This window comes from Pseudanabaena mucicola FACHB-723 (assembly GCF_014696385.1).
In the GTDB taxonomy this organism is placed as follows: domain Bacteria; phylum Cyanobacteriota; class Cyanobacteriia; order Pseudanabaenales; family Pseudanabaenaceae; genus Pseudanabaena.
In genome coordinates this window covers 1-15,858 of the sequence record NZ_JACJQB010000033.1, presented here as the reverse complement: position 1 = coordinate 15,858, position 15,858 = coordinate 1, and the positions used below count along the sequence as shown (strand labels likewise).

12 protein-coding genes and 1 tRNA gene are annotated in these 15,858 nt (G+C 44.8%); 9 read left to right on the top strand and 4 right to left on the bottom strand.

Annotated elements, in window-relative coordinates; translation table 11 throughout:
- Positions 1-13: 13 nt before the first annotated feature.
- Together H6F41_RS14005 and H6F41_RS14000 are read left to right on the top strand one after the other, a co-directional pair.
- Entirely contained in the window at positions 14-2,572 is a 2,559-nt protein-coding gene (locus H6F41_RS14005) for a mannose-1-phosphate guanyltransferase (protein WP_190404093.1), read from the top strand.
- A 111-nt stretch (positions 2,573-2,683) separates the two neighbouring features.
- Positions 2,684-2,755, top strand: a tRNA-Gln gene (locus H6F41_RS14000).
- A 238-nt stretch (positions 2,756-2,993) separates the two neighbouring features.
- Here the strand turns inward: H6F41_RS14000 and gloB are convergent.
- Together gloB and argH are read right to left on the bottom strand one after the other, a co-directional pair.
- Positions 2,994-3,770 carry a hydroxyacylglutathione hydrolase gene (gene gloB, locus H6F41_RS13995; RefSeq protein ID WP_190404092.1) on the bottom strand — a complete coding sequence of 259 codons (777 nt, stop codon included), beginning with the start codon at positions 3,768-3,770 and terminating at the stop codon, positions 2,994-2,996.
- Positions 3,771-3,872: 102 nt separating this feature from the next.
- Positions 3,873-5,264, bottom strand: a complete 1,392-nt coding sequence (argH, locus tag H6F41_RS13990) for an argininosuccinate lyase (RefSeq protein WP_190404091.1) — start codon at positions 5,262-5,264, stop codon at positions 3,873-3,875.
- A 163-nt stretch (positions 5,265-5,427) separates the two neighbouring features.
- On the opposite strand from argH, the gene H6F41_RS13985 reads away from it, so the two are divergent.
- The 4 genes from H6F41_RS13985 to H6F41_RS13970 all read left to right on the top strand — a co-directional run bounded on the left by H6F41_RS13985 (position 5,428) and on the right by H6F41_RS13970 (position 10,052).
- A complete protein-coding gene (locus H6F41_RS13985; RefSeq protein ID WP_190404090.1) occupies positions 5,428-6,558 on the top strand; it encodes a geranylgeranyl reductase family protein in 1,131 nt (376 codons plus the stop codon).
- 66 nt (positions 6,559-6,624) lie between these two features.
- Positions 6,625-7,707 carry a glycosyltransferase family 4 protein gene (locus H6F41_RS13980; RefSeq protein ID WP_190404089.1) on the top strand — a complete coding sequence of 361 codons (1,083 nt, stop codon included), beginning with the start codon at positions 6,625-6,627 and terminating at the stop codon, positions 7,705-7,707.
- 66 nt (positions 7,708-7,773) lie between these two features.
- Positions 7,774-8,712: an aldo/keto reductase gene (locus tag H6F41_RS13975; protein WP_190404088.1), complete on the top strand. Its 939-nt coding sequence runs from the start codon at positions 7,774-7,776 to the stop codon at positions 8,710-8,712.
- 122 nt (positions 8,713-8,834) lie between these two features.
- A complete protein-coding gene (locus H6F41_RS13970; RefSeq protein WP_190404087.1) occupies positions 8,835-10,052 on the top strand; it encodes an ABC transporter substrate-binding protein in 1,218 nt (405 codons plus the stop codon).
- Positions 10,053-10,132: 80 nt separating this feature from the next.
- Here H6F41_RS13970 and H6F41_RS13965 read toward each other — a convergent pair whose 3' ends face one another.
- On the bottom strand, positions 10,133-11,725 hold the full coding sequence (locus tag H6F41_RS13965; RefSeq protein ID WP_190404086.1) for an NAD(P)H-quinone oxidoreductase subunit 4: 1,593 nt from the start codon (positions 11,723-11,725) through the stop codon (positions 10,133-10,135).
- A gap of 327 nt (positions 11,726-12,052) precedes the next feature.
- On the opposite strand from H6F41_RS13965, the gene psbU reads away from it, so the two are divergent.
- The 3 genes from psbU (at position 12,053) to ftsY (ending at position 14,823) form a co-directional block, all read left to right on the top strand.
- A complete protein-coding gene (psbU, locus tag H6F41_RS13960) occupies positions 12,053-12,436 on the top strand; it encodes a photosystem II complex extrinsic protein PsbU (protein ID WP_190404085.1) in 384 nt (127 codons plus the stop codon).
- A 201-nt stretch (positions 12,437-12,637) separates the two neighbouring features.
- On the top strand, positions 12,638-12,991 hold the full coding sequence (locus H6F41_RS13955; protein WP_190404084.1) for a hypothetical protein: 354 nt from the start codon (positions 12,638-12,640) through the stop codon (positions 12,989-12,991).
- 206 nt (positions 12,992-13,197) lie between these two features.
- Positions 13,198-14,823 carry a signal recognition particle-docking protein FtsY gene (gene ftsY / locus H6F41_RS13950; RefSeq protein ID WP_190404083.1) on the top strand — a complete coding sequence of 542 codons (1,626 nt, stop codon included), beginning with the start codon at positions 13,198-13,200 and terminating at the stop codon, positions 14,821-14,823.
- Between the two features lie 63 nt (positions 14,824-14,886).
- On the opposite strand, the gene H6F41_RS13945 is transcribed toward ftsY, so the two are convergent.
- The gene (locus H6F41_RS13945) at positions 14,887-15,723 is read right to left on the bottom strand and encodes a glutaminase (protein ID WP_190404082.1); all 837 of its coding nucleotides are present in this window, start codon (positions 15,721-15,723) and stop codon (positions 14,887-14,889) included.
- Between the last annotated feature and the right edge of the window lie 135 nt (positions 15,724-15,858).

Genomic DNA, 15,858 nt, shown 5'->3' with positions numbered 1-15,858 from the left:
GTTTGGAGGATCTATGCGAGCAGTATTGATGGCAGGTGGTTCGGGAACAAGATTGCGCCCATTGACCTGTGATATGCCCAAACCCATGGTATCGGTACTAAATCGACCCATTACCGAGCATATTCTCAATTTATTAAAGCGGCACAACATTTGCGAAGTAATTGCCACCCTGCACTACTTGCCCGATGTGATCCGCGAACATTTTGGCGATGGTTCCGACTTTGGCGTAAATATGATGTATGTGGTGGAGGAAGATCAGCCATTAGGCACAGCGGGCTGTGTCAAAAATGTCTCCAGTCTTTTAGATAGTACCTTTGTGGTAATTAGTGGCGATAGTATTACCGACTTTGACCTCACCAAAGCCATTAAATTTCATCGTGAAAAAAAATCAAAGGCAACCTTAATTTTGCGACGAGTTACTGACCCCATGGCTTTTGGTGTGGTGATCACCGATGAAAATGATCACATTAGAAGATTTCTCGAAAAGCCATCGACTAGTGAAGTTTTTTCAGACACAGTCAACACAGGCATTTATATTTTGGAGCCAGAAGTCCTAGATTTCTTGCCAGCAAATCAGCCTAGTGATTTCTCTAACGATCTATTTCCGATGTTATTAGCCAAAAATGTGCCAATGTATGGCTATATTGCCGATGGCTATTGGTGTGATATTGGATCTTTAGATGCCTATCGCCAAGCGCAGTACGATGCGATACGCGGCAGAGTTCATCTGGATTTAGACTATGTACAACTCCGCACAGGACTATGGATTGGCAAGGATACGGCCATTTCCCCAACAGTTCAGATTGAGCCACCTGTGTTGATTGGCAGTAATTGCTCAATTGGCGATCGCACTAAAATTTCCGCAGGCACAGTCATCGGTGATCGCGTCACGATTGGTGCAGACTGTGATCTTCAGCGACCGATTATCGACAATAGCGCCATGATTAGTGAAGAGTGCCATCTATGGGCTTGTACGATCTCGCGTAATGTCAGAATTAGTCGCCGCGCCCATGTGATGGAGGGTGCTGTGGTTGGCTCTAACTCAGTAATTGGGGAAGAAGCAAGGGTATTTCCAAATGTGCGAATTTGGCCAAGTAAACATGTGGAGTCAGGGGCAACCCTGACCACCAACTTGATCTGGGGGGCAATGGCATCACGGAATTTATTCGGACAAAATGGGGTATCAGGTTTAGCCAATGTGGATATTACTCCTGAATTTGCGGTCAAACTGGGAGCAGCCTATGGGGCGACACTGCGTCCCAATTCCCATGTGATGGTGTCTCGCGATCAACGCACGATTTGTCGTATGTTAACGCGATCGATAATTTCAGGACTAATGTCCGTGGGGATTAATGTTGAAAACCTTGAGGCAACGGCGATCCCGATTTCCCGATTTATTGCGCCCAGCCTTGGGGTGGTGGGAGGTATTCATGTGCGCGTCCATCCCGATCGCAATGACTGTGTGATGATTGAGTTCCTTGACTCTGATGGCATTAATATTGGCAAAGCCGCCGAAAAGAAAATTGAAGGGACGTTTTTTAAAGAAGATTTTCGTCGTGCCCGTATTGAAGAAATTGGCGAAATTAGCTATCCCACCCGTGTTTTAGATTATTACAATAGCGGCTTTGCCAAAAATCTTGATGTGGAAGCGATCAGATTTAGTGATTGCAAAAAGATCGTCATTGATTATGTTTATGCTGTCTCAGGTGCAGTATTACCAAGGATTTTAGGCAAATTTAGTACCGATGTGGTGGTGCTAAATGCCAGTCTCAATGAAGTTGCCCCCGCGCCAGTGGATCGCGAAAAAATGCTCACGCAACTAACCGATGTGGTCAAGGCAGTGCGGGCAAATTTTGGCGTGCAGGTTTATGCCAACGGCGAAAAATTTATCTTAATCGATGAGCTAGGTAAACCAATTCGTGATGAAATCCTGACGGGTTTGATGGTGGAAATGGTGTTGTCATCACAGCATGGCGGCACTGTGGTTGTGCCTGTTTCTGCGTCAGGCATGGTCGAACTTATTGCCGAAAAACATGGCGGTAGAGTGCTCCGCACCCGTGCTAACCCCACCGCATTAATGGCAGCTTGTCATGATAATGACGGTGTGGTGCTGGGTGGTTCTTCAGAAATGGGCTTTATCTTCCCGCAACTGCATCCGGGGTTTGATGCCATGTTTAGCATTGCCAAAATTATGGAATGGATTACCCTGCAACAGCGATCGCTATCGCAGGTACGTTTACATTTGCCGCGTTGTCATTTTCGCAAACAAATTGTGCGCTGTCCTTGGAGTATTAAAGGTACGCTAATGCGCCATCTGGTCGAGTCCTATGGTCGGGAAAGGCTAGAGATGATTGATGGAGTCAAGGTTTTTTATAGCGATCGCGATTGGGCGCTGGTGCTTCCTGATGCCAGTGAGCCAATTATTCATGTGTTTGCCAATGGTTTTGATACTCCATTGCGAAATGGACAGGCTTGGGCAGATCAGCATATCCAAGATTTCTGTAGCCACATTGAAGGTTTCTGTAAGATCCAAATAGCACTGTCTAAGGATTCTGTGCTTTTAGATAATTAGTTGGTGGGTTTTAAAGTTTTTTTGAAAAACAGGTTGACAAAACCCTATATACCTTTGCTATAGTAAGTACCGCGCAAACAAAGAGATTTGCAAAACGCGCTAACACTACATTGGGGTGTCGCCAAGCGGTAAGGCAGCTGGTTTTGGTCCAGCCATTCCGAGGTTCGAATCCTTGCACCCCAGTAAAATATAAAAAACACAAAAAAGCACCCATTGGGTGCTTTTTTGTTATAGAAAATTTAGCTAGTACAAAATGAATAACCCCGCCGCAAGCGGACGGGGTATCTAAATTCTTTTTTGACAGAATATACTCACGCCGCAGAGCGGCGGGGAATTTACCCTTTAGCTAGATTAAAAACCAGAATGTGAGTGGCGGCGCTTTGCGCCGCCACTCACATTCTGGTTTGCTATGGGCAAGTTATTAGCCTGTAAAGTTATCCTTTTGTCCGCGAATTCTGGCAAATACGCGATCGGGAATATCAATGCCCGCCGCTTGTTGAATTGCAGGTACATCCCAACGCATAAATGGATTGGTGCGCTTTTCTAAGCCGATGGTACTTGGTACAGTTGGCTCCCCTCTCTGGCGCATTACCGTCGCCGTTACCATACGTTCTTGCAGGTCGGGATTATCAGATTCCACTGCGATCGCAAATTTGAGATTGCCTAGTGTATATTCATGGGCGCACCAGACGCGGGTATCATCGGGCAGTTGACGAAATTGATCGAGCGATGCCAGCATTTGAGCAGGAGTGCCTTCAAACAATCTGCCACAGCCGCCTGCAAATAGGGTGTCTCCGCAAAATAATTCACCACCTTGATCATTAACGGGAGGGAAATAATAGGCAATATGGGCATAGGTATGTCCGGGGACAAAAAATACCTTGGCATTGCGATCGCCAAAAGTTACTTGATCGCCACCCTTTAAGAAAACCGTTTGATGAGGAATGCGATCATGGTCTTTTTCACCGCCATAGACGATCGCATCGGGAAATTTTTTCATGAGTGCTGAGTTGCCGCCCACATGATCACCGTGATGATGGGTGTTAAAAATAGCAACTAGGGTTGCGCCTAATTCATCTAACTTGGCTAAGACTGGTTCAGCCACAGCAGGATCAACTACTGCTGCAATATTTTTGATGGGATCATGCAGTACAAAAACGTAGTTGTCACTTAAAACGGCTAGGCGATGGATATTCATGGAATTTTTTTGATACTCAACATCTTTGTCTCTCTCTAGTTTATCGATTGTTTACAGCACTAAATGAAAAGAGGGGCAGCGCAAAGCTTTGCCCCTCTTTTCCTAGCCGATCAGTTTTTTGGCTGCTTCTACCTGCACCCTCACCTGTTCTAAACCAGTACCGCCATAGCTATTGCGTACCTTTACCACCTGAGCAGGGGCGATCGCCGCAACGATATCTGCTTCAAACTGAGGGTGAAAAGTTTTCCAGCGCTCCACCGAGAGATCCTTGAGCAAAATGCCTTCACTGGTGCAGGTTTTAACTAACTTGCCCACCAGTTGATATGCCTCACGGAAAGGTACGCCCTTAGCGGCAAGGTAGTCAGCGACATCGGTGGCATTCGAGAAGTCTTCGGCGACGGCTGCTGCTAAACGTTGAGGCTGAAACTCGATTCCTTCTTCCATCAGGATTGTCATCGCTTCTAAACAAGCCCGCACCGTCACCACCGCATCAAAAATTCCCTCTTTGTCCTCCTGCATATCTTTGTTGTAGGCCAGAGGCAAGCCCTTAATAATTGTCAGCAAACCTTGGAGATGCCCAAACACCCGCCCAGTTTTACCGCGTACCAATTCGGGTACATCGGGATTTTTCTTTTGGGGCATGATGCTAGAGCCAGTGCTAATGCGATCGCTAAGTTTGACAAAACTAAATTCCTGTGAAGACCATAAAATTACTTCCTCAGACAATCGGCTGAGATGCACCATGATCAAACTTGCTGCACAGAGAAACTCCACCGCAAAATCGCGATCGGATACCCCATCAAGGCTATTGCGCCCAACCGATCCGAAGTCTAACAATTCAGCACTATAGTGGCGGTCAATGGGGTGTGGTGTCCCTGCCAAAGCACCAGAGCCGAGTGGGCAGACATTTACCCTTTGATAAATTTCATCGAGTCTAGTCCAGTCCCGTTGTGCCATCTCAAAATATGCCAAGAGATGATGGGCGAGGCTAATCGGCTGGGCGCGTTGTAGATGGGTATAGCCGGGAATGAAGGTTTCCACATGCTGTTCGGCTTTGGCGACTAAGACTGACTGCCAAGTTCTAATATCAGTCTGGATTTTGCGGATCTGGTCACGCAGATAGAGGCGTACATCGGTAGCCACTTGGTCATTGCGCGATCGCGCTGTATGCACCTTCTTGCCAACATCGCCAATAAGCTCGGTGAGACGACGCTCCACCGCAAAGTGGACATCTTCGGCATCCACCCCAGGGTTAAAGTTGCCAGCGCGATATTCTTGGCGGACTTGTTCTAATCCATTGACCAGCATTTCCCCCTCTTCGGCACTGATGATCCCGACTTTAGCGAGCATTCGTGAATGTGCCTGCGAACCTGTGATGTCATATTCAATCAAATTAATATCAAAACTAATGCTGGCATTAAATCTGGCGATCGCAGGATGCAGCGCGGTCTCGAAACGCTGACTCCAAGGTTGAGGGGCTGTTGACTGGCTCATACAAAAAAATCTAGGTTGTTTGAGAGTTTAGTTTACTTTTTGATCGTGTGGTTTGGGCTTTTTTGTCATGAATTCATCACGCTAATTGCGATCGCGATTTACTCTACCTTTGGCTGTAAAATCTAGGGGCAATTCTTGTACTTTCACCTCAAAAACAGCTTTTATGTACGACTGTATTGTTGTGGGCGCAGGTCCATCGGGTGGCTCAGCATCCTATCACTTGGCAAAACGTGGACGCTCAGTATTATTGCTTGAAAAAGAGAGCTTACCTCGATATAAGCCCTGTGGCGGTGGTGTTTCGCCGATGGTGCAACAATGGTTTGATTTTGACTTTTCGCCTGCTATTTCCTTGAAAATTCATAAGATTTGCTATACATGGCAAATGGGTGAGCCTGAAGTCGTAGAACTGACGGATCTTGATCCCGTATGGATGGTGCGACGTAATGTTTTTGATCATTATCTAGTGCAGCAAGGGCAAAAATTAGGTGTAGAATTGCGTGACCAGACTGGGGTGACGGGGATTGAATGGCAAAGCGATCGCTGGTTAGTCAAAACCGAGCATGATGTTTTTGAGGCAAAGTATTTAGTTGCTGCCGATGGAGCAAGAGGCTCTATGGCAAAATGGCTGGGGTTTAAGGAACGTAAAAAGCGTATGGGCGCAGCTCTGGAAGTGGAAACTCCTCATCCCGACAATCCCAATCTGGAGATGATTCATTTTGATTTTGGGTCAGTTCAGAATGGTTATATCTGGAACTTTCCCAAGGCGGACGGCTACTCGATTGGGGCTGGTACATTTATAGGTGGTGAGAAGCAAAATCTCAAAGAACTGACTGCCAACTATGCTCAAAAGTTTGGGATAGACATTACCTCAATGAAACAGTTTGGTCATCCCATCTCGATTTGGGATGGCAACCAACCACTGCATACCCAAAATGCTCTCCTGACAGGAGAATCTGCCTGTATCGTCGATCCCTTTACCGCAGAGGGGATTCGTCCTTCCCTATTAACAGGAATGCTGTCAGCTATTGCGATTGATGAGGCTCTGGGTGGCAATACCGATGCGCTGAAGCAATATACTGCTAAGGTGCAAGAGGAATGGGGCGAAGATATGGCATGGGCGCAGCGTATTGGCTCTATTTTTTATCGTGTTCCTAGTTTTGGTTACAAAATGGGGGTTAAGCGTCCCAGTGCCAGTCGGCGGATGGGCAGAATCTTTTGTGGTGATATGCGCTATCGCGATGTTGCGGGTGCTGCCATTAAGCGACTGACTAAGGGATTAATGGGAATGAAGTAACAGAAAAGGTCGTGCTAGGCACGACCTTTTCTGCGATCGCAAATATTTAACGTTTTGGATGATGCTATGGGTAAGACAAACTATCGACTACTATTTCTATCTACGCCCGTAGGAGCCTTAGGATCAGGCATTGGTGGCGGGGTGGAATTGACTTTGCAAAATGCGGCTAAAGCGCTGATTGCCAAAGGTCATGAAGTCGAAATTGTTGCTCCTGAAGGTTCGGTTACTCATGTTGCGAAGTTGACTCAAATTGCGGGAAATATGCAAACCTCTGCCCAAACTCAAGTTGGTGCAGATATGGTCATACTTCCCCAAAATTCGGTACTAGAAAATATGTGGAGCTACGCTAGAGAAGTTGAAGATCAATTTGATTTAATCTTCAACTTTGCCTACGATTGGCTACCGCTCTATCTCACGCCATTTTTTCATCGACCAGTTGCCCATTGGATCAGCATGTCTTCCCTCTCGCCCGTAATGGATGCGATGGTGACGAAAATATCACAACTTTTCCCATCTGCGATCGCAGTAAATACTCGCGCCTGTGCCGATACCTTTAGTGCAGGCGATCGCCTGATGATTATGGGCAAAGGTATTGATCTAACTCAGTATCACTTTGTCGAGAAACCAACCCAGCCGAGCCTTGCATGGGTCGGGCGCATTTCCCCTGAAAAGGGATTAGAAGATGCCGTTGAAGCCGCCCAAAGCACAGGAATACCTTTGCAAGTATTTGGATTAATTCAAGATCAAGACTATTGGCAACAGATTCACCATGATTTCTCAAAAGCTGAGATTCACTATCAAGGATTTCTATCTACTGACCAACTCCAACAAAAATTAGGACAATCTAGCGCTTTATTGATGACTCCACGATGGGTTGAAGCCTTTGGCAATGCGGCGATTGAGGCATTTGCCTGTGGTGTGCCTGTGATTTCCTATAGTTCTGGTGGACTAAAGGAAATCATTCGCCATGGTAAGACAGGATTTTTAGTGGAAATGGGAAATGTGTCAGGCTTGAAAAAAGCAATTTTACAATTAGATCAAATTGATCGTTTAACCTGTCGTCAACAGGTTGAATCAGAATATTCCCTAGAAGTATGGGGCGATCGCCTAGAAAAATGGTTTGATCATCTGATTTCCCTTCCAAGGTAAGTCATAAACGCTTTTGCATAAATTTCTAGTTGTTATAATCAGCGAGAAACCTTCGACCAAATACCTATGCAAACTATTCAACTTGGCTCTTCTGGCGCTACTGTAACTGCTCTTGGTGTCGGTACATGGTCATGGGGAGATACCTTATTTTGGGCTTATGGCAAAGACTTTGGCTCAGAGGATGTGGCGGGTGCATTTCAGGCTTCTGTTGAGGCAGGGGTGACTTTTTTCGATACGGCTGAGATCTACGGATTAGGGGAATCTGAACGTTTGATTGGCAAATTTTGTCGGCAAACTTCCCAACCTGTGCAGATTGCGACTAAGTATTTTCCTGTTCCTTGGCGTTGGAATCGGGAGGCTATTACTGAAGCCTTAACCGCGAGTCTAGAGCGACTGCAAACTTCCCAAATTAGCCTTTATCAAATTCATTGGCCCCTTGAATTTTTGCTCAAGACTAAAGATTTTATGGAAGTTCTTGCTGATGAGGTTAAAAAAGGGAGAATTCAAGCGGTGGGCGTAAGTAACTATTCTGCACATCAAATGACGGAAGCCCATGAATATTTGGCTGCAAAGGGGATTCCGCTCGCTGTAAATCAAGTTCCCTATTCTCTATTAACTAGACAAATTGAACAGAATGGAACGATGGCAAAAGCCCGACAACTGGGTGTAACGATTCTTGCCTATAGTCCCCTTGCTCAAGGACTATTGACAGGTAAATATACCGATCAAACGGTGAAAAATTTGCAGGGAGCTAGACGAATTGATCCGCGTTTTAGTCCTAAGGGTTTACAAAAGCGTGAACCTCTATTTGCAGCACTCAAAGAAATTGCTGCTAAGTATGACAAAACACCCGCACAGGTTTCCCTAAATTGGTTAATTTGTCAGGGCAATGTGATTCCGATTCCAGGGGCAAAAAATGCCGATCAAGCAAGGCAAAATGCTGGGGCATTAGGTTGGTCTCTCACTCCTGAAGAAGTGGAGCTATTGCGTCAAAAGAGTATGTAAGTGTTTCAGCATCAGTAAAAGCGCCATCAGCAAAATCACTTTATGCGATCGCAATTTTGGTAATCTATTTGCCAGAACCTCAGTTTTATATATTTATGAAAAATATTCATGAAAAGGCTTCTATGAAAAAACTTTTTGGTTTTGCGATCGCAGCTTTGATGTCGTGCTTTTTGGCAGTTGCCTGTGGTCAAACTAGCAGCACTGCTCCTACCAATGGAGATCCTACAGCTAGTACAGGCAACTTAACTAACATTCCCATTGGTATTGCCTTCGCCCAAACTAGTAACGTCGCTTTACTCGGACAAGAAGGTGTGGCAGGTGCAAAAATTGCTGAAGAATATTTCAACAAACAAGGTGGCATTAATGGCACACCAATTCGGTTAGTCTTCCAAGACACCGCAGGTGATGAACAAGGGGCAATTAATGCTTTTAATACGCTAATTTCTCAAGACAAAGTAGTTGGTATCGTTGGCCCCACACTTTCGCAACAAGCCTTTGGTGCTGACCCAATCGCCGAACGCGCTGGTGTTCCTGTCATTGCCGCCTCAAATACAGCTAAGGGGATTCCCCAAATTGGTAAATATATTTCGCGGGTATCGGCTCCAGTGGCTGTGGTTGCCCCCAATGCGATCGATGCCGCCCTCAAAATTAATCCCCAGATTAAAAAAGTTGCTGTCTTCTATGCCCAAAATGATGCTTTTAATAAGTCAGAGACAGGCACTTTCCAAGAAACAGTTAAGCAAAAAGGTTTAGACATTGCTACTGTCCAGACTTTTCAAACCACCGATACTGACTTTCAATCGCAAGTCACCAATGCGATTAACGTTAAACCTGATTTGGTGATCATCTCTGGTCTATCATCGGATGGTGGTAACCTCGTCAAACAATTGCGTGAACTTGGTTACAAAGGCTTAATTATTGGTGGCAATGGTTTAAACACTTCCAATCTTTTGCCTGTATGCAAAGCGCTATGTGATGGCATTATTATCGCCCAAGCCTATAGCCCTGAGTTAGATAATCCCATCAACAATGATTTTCGTAAACTCTATAAAGAGCAGAATAAAAAAGAACCACCTCAGTTTAGCGCTCAAGCGTTTACAGGCGTACAGGTATTTGTCGAAGCCCTTCGCACTCTCGACAAAACCACGAAACTCAATACCTTAGCGCTGCCAGATCTGCGGACTCAGCTCAATAACACTTTGCTTACTGGTAAATACATCACCCCAATCGGTGAAATTTCTTTCACCCCCGAAGGCGAAATTGATCAAAAGCAATTTTTTGTTGCTCAAATCAAAATGGATGCTGATGGTAACAGCGGCAGATTTACATTTTTGCAATAGCTCCGAATAGATCACAAAAAAGCCGTGCTTAGCACGGCTTTTTTGTGATCTATTCAAGACTTTGGTTTGAGTTTGTGAACTTACTTCAGCAAACTTGGAGCAGCTTGAGCCTGCAAACTAGCCAAGCGATTGTTATCACGCTTATTAGCTAAGGCTGGTACAGCATCGCGCAAAGTCCCTGCTAGCTTGGTTGTAGTCGCATCATAGATTTGCGTAACCACTTTGGGATAAAAACCAATTCCGATGATCGGAATCAACAGGCAAGCAATAATAAATACTTCACGAGGTTCAGCATCGACTAACTCTTCGTGGGAAGTCAAAGTTTTATTTTCCTCACCATAGAAGATTTCCCGCAACATCGAGAGTAGATAGACGGGAGTCAAAATCACCCCAACTGCCATCAGCAATAGGGCAATCACTTTGAATGTGCCGCTGTAGGCATCACTGGTCGCAAAGCCGACAAAAATCATTACCTCGGCAACAAATCCGCTCATGCCAGGTAAAGCTAATGAGGCAAGTGAACAGGTGGTAAACATCGCAAAGATTTTCGGCATCTTTTGACCAACACCGCCCATCTCATCAAGAATTAAAGTATGAGTGCGATCGTAAGTTGCGCCGACAAGGAAGAATAAGCTTGCCCCGATCAGTCCATGGGAAATCATTTGCAACATCGCGCCGCTTGTGCCGAGATCGGTAAACGAAGCTAAGCCAATCAGCACAAATCCCATGTGGGAGATCGACGAATAGGCAATTTTACGTTTTAAACTACGTTGAGCAAAGGAAGTGAGCGCCGCATAAATAATATTCACAATCCCCAGAATTACTAATACAGGGGCAAAGTAAGCATGGGCATCGGGCAACATCCCTGCATTCATCCGCATCAGGGCATAACCACCCATTTTTAACAAAATGCCTGCAAGGAGCATGTGGACTGGTGCAGTCGCTTCCCCATGGGCATCAGGCAGCCATGTGTGCAATGGGAAGATCGGCAACTTGACCCCATAGGAGATCAAGAATGCACCGTAGGCGAGCAGTTGAAAAGTGAGTGGGTAGTTTTTGTTGGCGAGCGCCGTCATATCGAAGGTGACGGTATCACCATAAAATGCCATGGCGAGACCAGCAACAAGGATAAACAATGAGCCGATCGCCGTGTAGAGAATAAATTTTGTTGCGGCATAGAGACGCTTGTATCCACCCCAAATTGATAGCAGTAGATAGACGGGAATTAGCTCTAATTCCCATGTGAGGAAAAATAGCAGCATATCTTGTACGGCAAAAACAGCAATTTGTGCGCCGTACATTGATAGCAACAAGAAATAAAATAAGCGTGGCTTCAGCGTAACGGGCCAAGCTGCCAAGGTTGCTAATGTGGTGATAAATCCAGTCAGCAAGACCAAAGGCATCGAGAGTCCATCAACGCCCACAGACCAATTTAGACCTAGCTGCGGAACCCATTCATATCGCTCCACGAGTTGAAGTCCGGGGTTGCTGTAGTCATATTTGTTGCAAAAAGCATAGGCAATCGCCGCAAAGTCGATTAGTCCCACTACCAGCGCGAACCAGCGAATGTTCTTGCCATCACCCTTGTCTGGGACAAAGGCAACCACTAGGGACATAACTATGGGAAAGGCGATGATAAACGTGAGCCAAGGAAAGTTTTCGAGACTTAACATATTCAAAAGTAACCGTTGTAATTACCTAACCCATTTTCTAGACAGTCATTGTACCTACGCTCCCTTGCAGACTCTGTAGTTGTTTATAGTTACTTAAACCTAGTCGAGCGCTCTAAATTCGCAGATAATCGCTGGGATCGTTACTATGAAAGCTATTAAGATGATTCTATGGATTTGCTAACTCATTGAAAAATTGTAAAGATATGTTAATGAATTGAGATAATTATTCACATATTCTGGATTTGGGCGCTGTAAGGTTTTGGGTTTCCAATTTTCTGCTAATCTCAAAAGTGAATAAATTATTTTTTTAATAGAGAGACTTTAGGCATGAAAGCACTTATACGCTTTTCTGTTTTATTAGTGGCGATCGCGTCAATTTGGACAACTGGCTTTTTAGGTTCTTTTGGCAGTAACGCTGCATTTGCCGAAGAATTACCTGAAACTAATTTCTATACTCAAGACCTTAGCAAGATTGACCTAAATAACGCCAATATCAATACTTTTCGTCAAGTCCGTGGCATGTACCCTACATTAGGTCGGATCATTATTGAAAATGCTCCTTACAATTCACTAGATGAAGTTCTAAATATTGCTGGCTTAAATGAATCTCAAAAGGAATTGATCAAAGCAAATGCTGACAAGTTCACCTTGAAGAAGCCTGATGAGTCGATGGGGCGTGAACGCATTAACAACGCTAATTACAGGTTGTAATATCAATAATTTCTAATAGTTTTCCAAAAAAAGAGGTGTCACATAAGTGACACCTCTTTTTTTGGAAATTTCAATTTTTGCGATGCGATCGCAAAATTGATAGATTAGAGTCTCTGGAAAGTGCTGCGTGTTGCTAAAATGTTACATATTGCAATATAAAAACAAATTCACTAAAAAATTTAGACAAAACGGGATAACTCCATGGCACTTTTTGGACTATTTGGTAAAAAAGATAAAAAAGATGACGCAGAAAATAACGAATCCGCGTATTTTCTCGATCAAGACTCGGCAAAGACCTTTGGCAATATTGATTACATGCGGACACCCAAGGCCGTAAAAAAAACGTTCCCTACCATTAGAGGTGTTAAGGGTGCTGAGATTGTGGAAGTAATTTCGGCTACGGAAAAGGTAGAAGGCTCTGAATCAGAAACAAAAATGTCTCAATCCTCTGAGGTGATTTCTCAACCAACGTTTGAGCCTAGACAGATCAATTCTCGTGTTGATTCCAGCATGGATATCTTCTTAAATATGGCTAAAGACATTAAGAAGAAATAAATAAGCAGCTAGCCTAAAACTTGAGGCTGTACCCATAGAAAAAGGAGGCATGTATTACATGCCTCCTTTTTCTATATATTTCGGAAAACCGTCTAGATCTGATTTCTTGCTCATCCCCCATACACCGTAAACTATCTTAGTAGACTGAGCGCAAATTCAAAATCTTGAATTGTGTGTAGATTGAGGCATTGCTTGAGGGTATTAGCATGGTGTTTAACTGGTTCCGCCGAAAGTTTGATGATGATAAGAATTCTGTGAATGAGCCTGTAGAGCCAGAGAAAACAGAAGAAGCCAGTAATGAATCTGCACCAGTCACAGAAGATATCCCCACAGCGTCCCCTGCTTCTCAAGATTTACTAAACTGGGCTAAAGCTGCCTACGCCAATGTGCAACAGCAAGCAGAAGTTGCTGAAAGAAAGGAAGCAGAGGATTCTGAAAGTATTGAACCTGAGTTTCAAACTATAGATATAGATCAAACGGTAGATATAAGTGCCACTGCCCTAGAATTAACGCCAGAAGTACAGCCAGAATTAGAAATTACGCAACCAGAAGCTACTGAAACTGCAATAATTGCGCCAGAATCAGAAACTACTGAGAATGCTGAACTAACTGAATCTGCGATCGCAAATTCTAGCAACCTCGAAGATGCTCCTCTCGAAACTGTTACTCCAGCAGAGGAATCTGCATCTGTACCATTCTGGATGCAGTCCGAAAGCGATCGCATGGCAAGGATTGCTGCCCTTGAGGCAACGGCAATCTTAGAACCTGAGCCAGAGGTCAAACCTGCACCTCGCCGCAAAGCCACGATTAAGTTTGATGATGATTTTATTTGGTCGGCCGAAGTTCTCTCCGCACAGGGTCGTCGCCCCGAAGAAATTTCCGTTGAAGAAATTACATGGTTAAATCGTCTCCGTCAAGGTCTAGATAAAACGCGACTGTCTTTGGTCAATCAACTGAAAGCAATTGTTGGTCAAGGACCCCTCAGTGCCGACTCCGTTGATGATATTGAAGCATTGCTCTTACAGGCAGATGTTGGGGTCAAGGCAACCGATCAGATTATTTCTAAATTACAAGACAAACTTCGTAAAGAAGTTTTACCCCCTGAAGAAGCGATCGCCTATCTCAAGCAAATTTTACGGGAAATGCTTGATGTCAATGCCCAAAGTGGAAAGAATCAGGGTGAGCCAATTCCAATGCTCATTCCCGAAAAGAATCAACTCAATATTTGGTTAATCACGGGTGTCAATGGTGCAGGTAAAACCACCACGATCGGTAAACTTTCGCATCTCAGTGTCAAGTCTGGCTACAAAACTCTCATTGCGGCTGCCGATACCTTCCGCGCTGCTGCCGTTGAACAGGTCAAGAGTTGGGGATTGCGATCGAATGTCGAGGTAATCTGTAACCCTGCCCAAAATGCTGATCCTGCGGCGGTAGTATTTGACGCGATCAGTGCAGCCCAAGCTAGAGGTACAGAACTATTACTAGTTGATACCGCAGGACGATTACAAAACAAAAAAAATCTGATGGAAGAACTTAGCAAAATCCGTCGCATTGTTGATAAAAAATCCGCCGATGCCAAGATTGAATCTTTATTAGTTCTTGACTCGACCCTTGGACAAAATGGACTCAAACAAGCCGAAGTATTTGCTAAATCTGCTGGCATTACAGGAGTGATTTTGACCAAGCTTGATGGTACTGCCAAGGGTGGTGTTGCGATCGCAGTCGTCCAACAACTAGGTTTGCCAATCCGCTTTATCGGTGCAGGCGAAGGTATCGAAGATTTGCGTCCATTTTCTAGCTATGAATTTGTGGAAGCCCTGTTAAGTAACTAGACGATTGGCGGCGCTTTGTGCCGCCAATCGCTTTCCCAATATAAATGGAGGCATCTATATAACTTAAGTTGTTATCCATGCTTTGATCTTTTTAAGTAAAAAAACTCCCGCAACAGAGTTGCCAATTGTATCTAGGACAGGGCTATAGCACGCGATCGCAATTTGATGAGGGACTATGGATAACAATGCACCGCTAATGCTGGATTTGGAGGGCAACCCAATCATGTCGGCAAAGTTGGCGGAGGCTTCGTACATGCCGCAAGTAGTCATGATTTCAAGGACTATGGAAATAGATGGTGACTGTTGGGTTAATAAGTTGCCCATTTTGGCGAGATCGTGAACATTTGCGCGTAAGCAACAAATTTCCTCGTAAATTGCTAGCGCTTGCTCAGGATCGGTCATTATGCCTAGGGATTGGAGTTGCGCTGCGATCTCCAGATTGCGGCGATTAGGCATTGATCGTACTGACGCTAGCATTTTTGAATCAAGGGTTAACTGTGCGCCTGATTGCTGATTGAGCCAATTTTGCAAGGCTTCGCAGGAGTCAAGTAATGAGGCAATGGCGATCGCACCCGCATTGATCATCGGGTTATGGGGTTTACCATCGGGAATCGAATTGAAGGGCTGGGATGTGGCTTGACGATTGACGAGGGCAAAAACTTGTTTTTCTCCCAGCTTTTCGAGCAGATACAACAGCAAAAATGGCTTCACCACACTCATTAACGGAAAGGTTAGCTCTGTATCGCCAGCGCTCAGGTAGTCACCATTGACTTGCTGAATTGCGATCGCAATGGCTCGTGGATTTGCTTTGGCAAGGAGGGGAATGTAGCTAGGTAATTTTCCTTTTCCTGTTTCTTGTCTTGCTAGTTCCAGCCATGATTGCAGATCTGTGTTCCGCATTTTTGTTTCCTATCCTTGATTAGCTGACCAATACCTTAATCTATGGGTAGCAAATTAGGTTATACAGCAAAGTAAGTTTTGCTTAGGATAAAACCCAAGAGGCGAGTGGCGGCGCTTTGCGCCGCCACTCGATCG

Coding starts and splice junctions, on each gene's coding strand:
- H6F41_RS13945 (WP_190404082.1), bottom strand. CDS start 15,723: ATGCGGAACACAGATCTGCAATCATGGCTGGAACTAGCAAGACAAGAA.
- ftsY (WP_190404083.1), top strand. CDS start 13,198: ATGGTGTTTAACTGGTTCCGCCGAAAGTTTGATGATGATAAGAATTCT.
- gloB (WP_190404092.1), bottom strand. CDS start 3,770: ATGAATATCCATCGCCTAGCCGTTTTAAGTGACAACTACGTTTTTGTA.
- argH (WP_190404091.1), bottom strand. CDS start 5,264: ATGAGCCAGTCAACAGCCCCTCAACCTTGGAGTCAGCGTTTCGAGACC.
- H6F41_RS13955 (WP_190404084.1), top strand. CDS start 12,638: ATGGCACTTTTTGGACTATTTGGTAAAAAAGATAAAAAAGATGACGCA.
- psbU (WP_190404085.1), top strand. CDS start 12,053: ATGAAAGCACTTATACGCTTTTCTGTTTTATTAGTGGCGATCGCGTCA.
- H6F41_RS13975 (WP_190404088.1), top strand. CDS start 7,774: ATGCAAACTATTCAACTTGGCTCTTCTGGCGCTACTGTAACTGCTCTT.
- H6F41_RS13965 (WP_190404086.1), bottom strand. CDS start 11,725: ATGTTAAGTCTCGAAAACTTTCCTTGGCTCACGTTTATCATCGCCTTT.
- H6F41_RS13985 (WP_190404090.1), top strand. CDS start 5,428: ATGTACGACTGTATTGTTGTGGGCGCAGGTCCATCGGGTGGCTCAGCA.
- H6F41_RS13970 (WP_190404087.1), top strand. CDS start 8,835: ATGAAAAAACTTTTTGGTTTTGCGATCGCAGCTTTGATGTCGTGCTTT.
- H6F41_RS13980 (WP_190404089.1), top strand. CDS start 6,625: ATGGGTAAGACAAACTATCGACTACTATTTCTATCTACGCCCGTAGGA.
- H6F41_RS14005 (WP_190404093.1), top strand. CDS start 14: ATGCGAGCAGTATTGATGGCAGGTGGTTCGGGAACAAGATTGCGCCCA.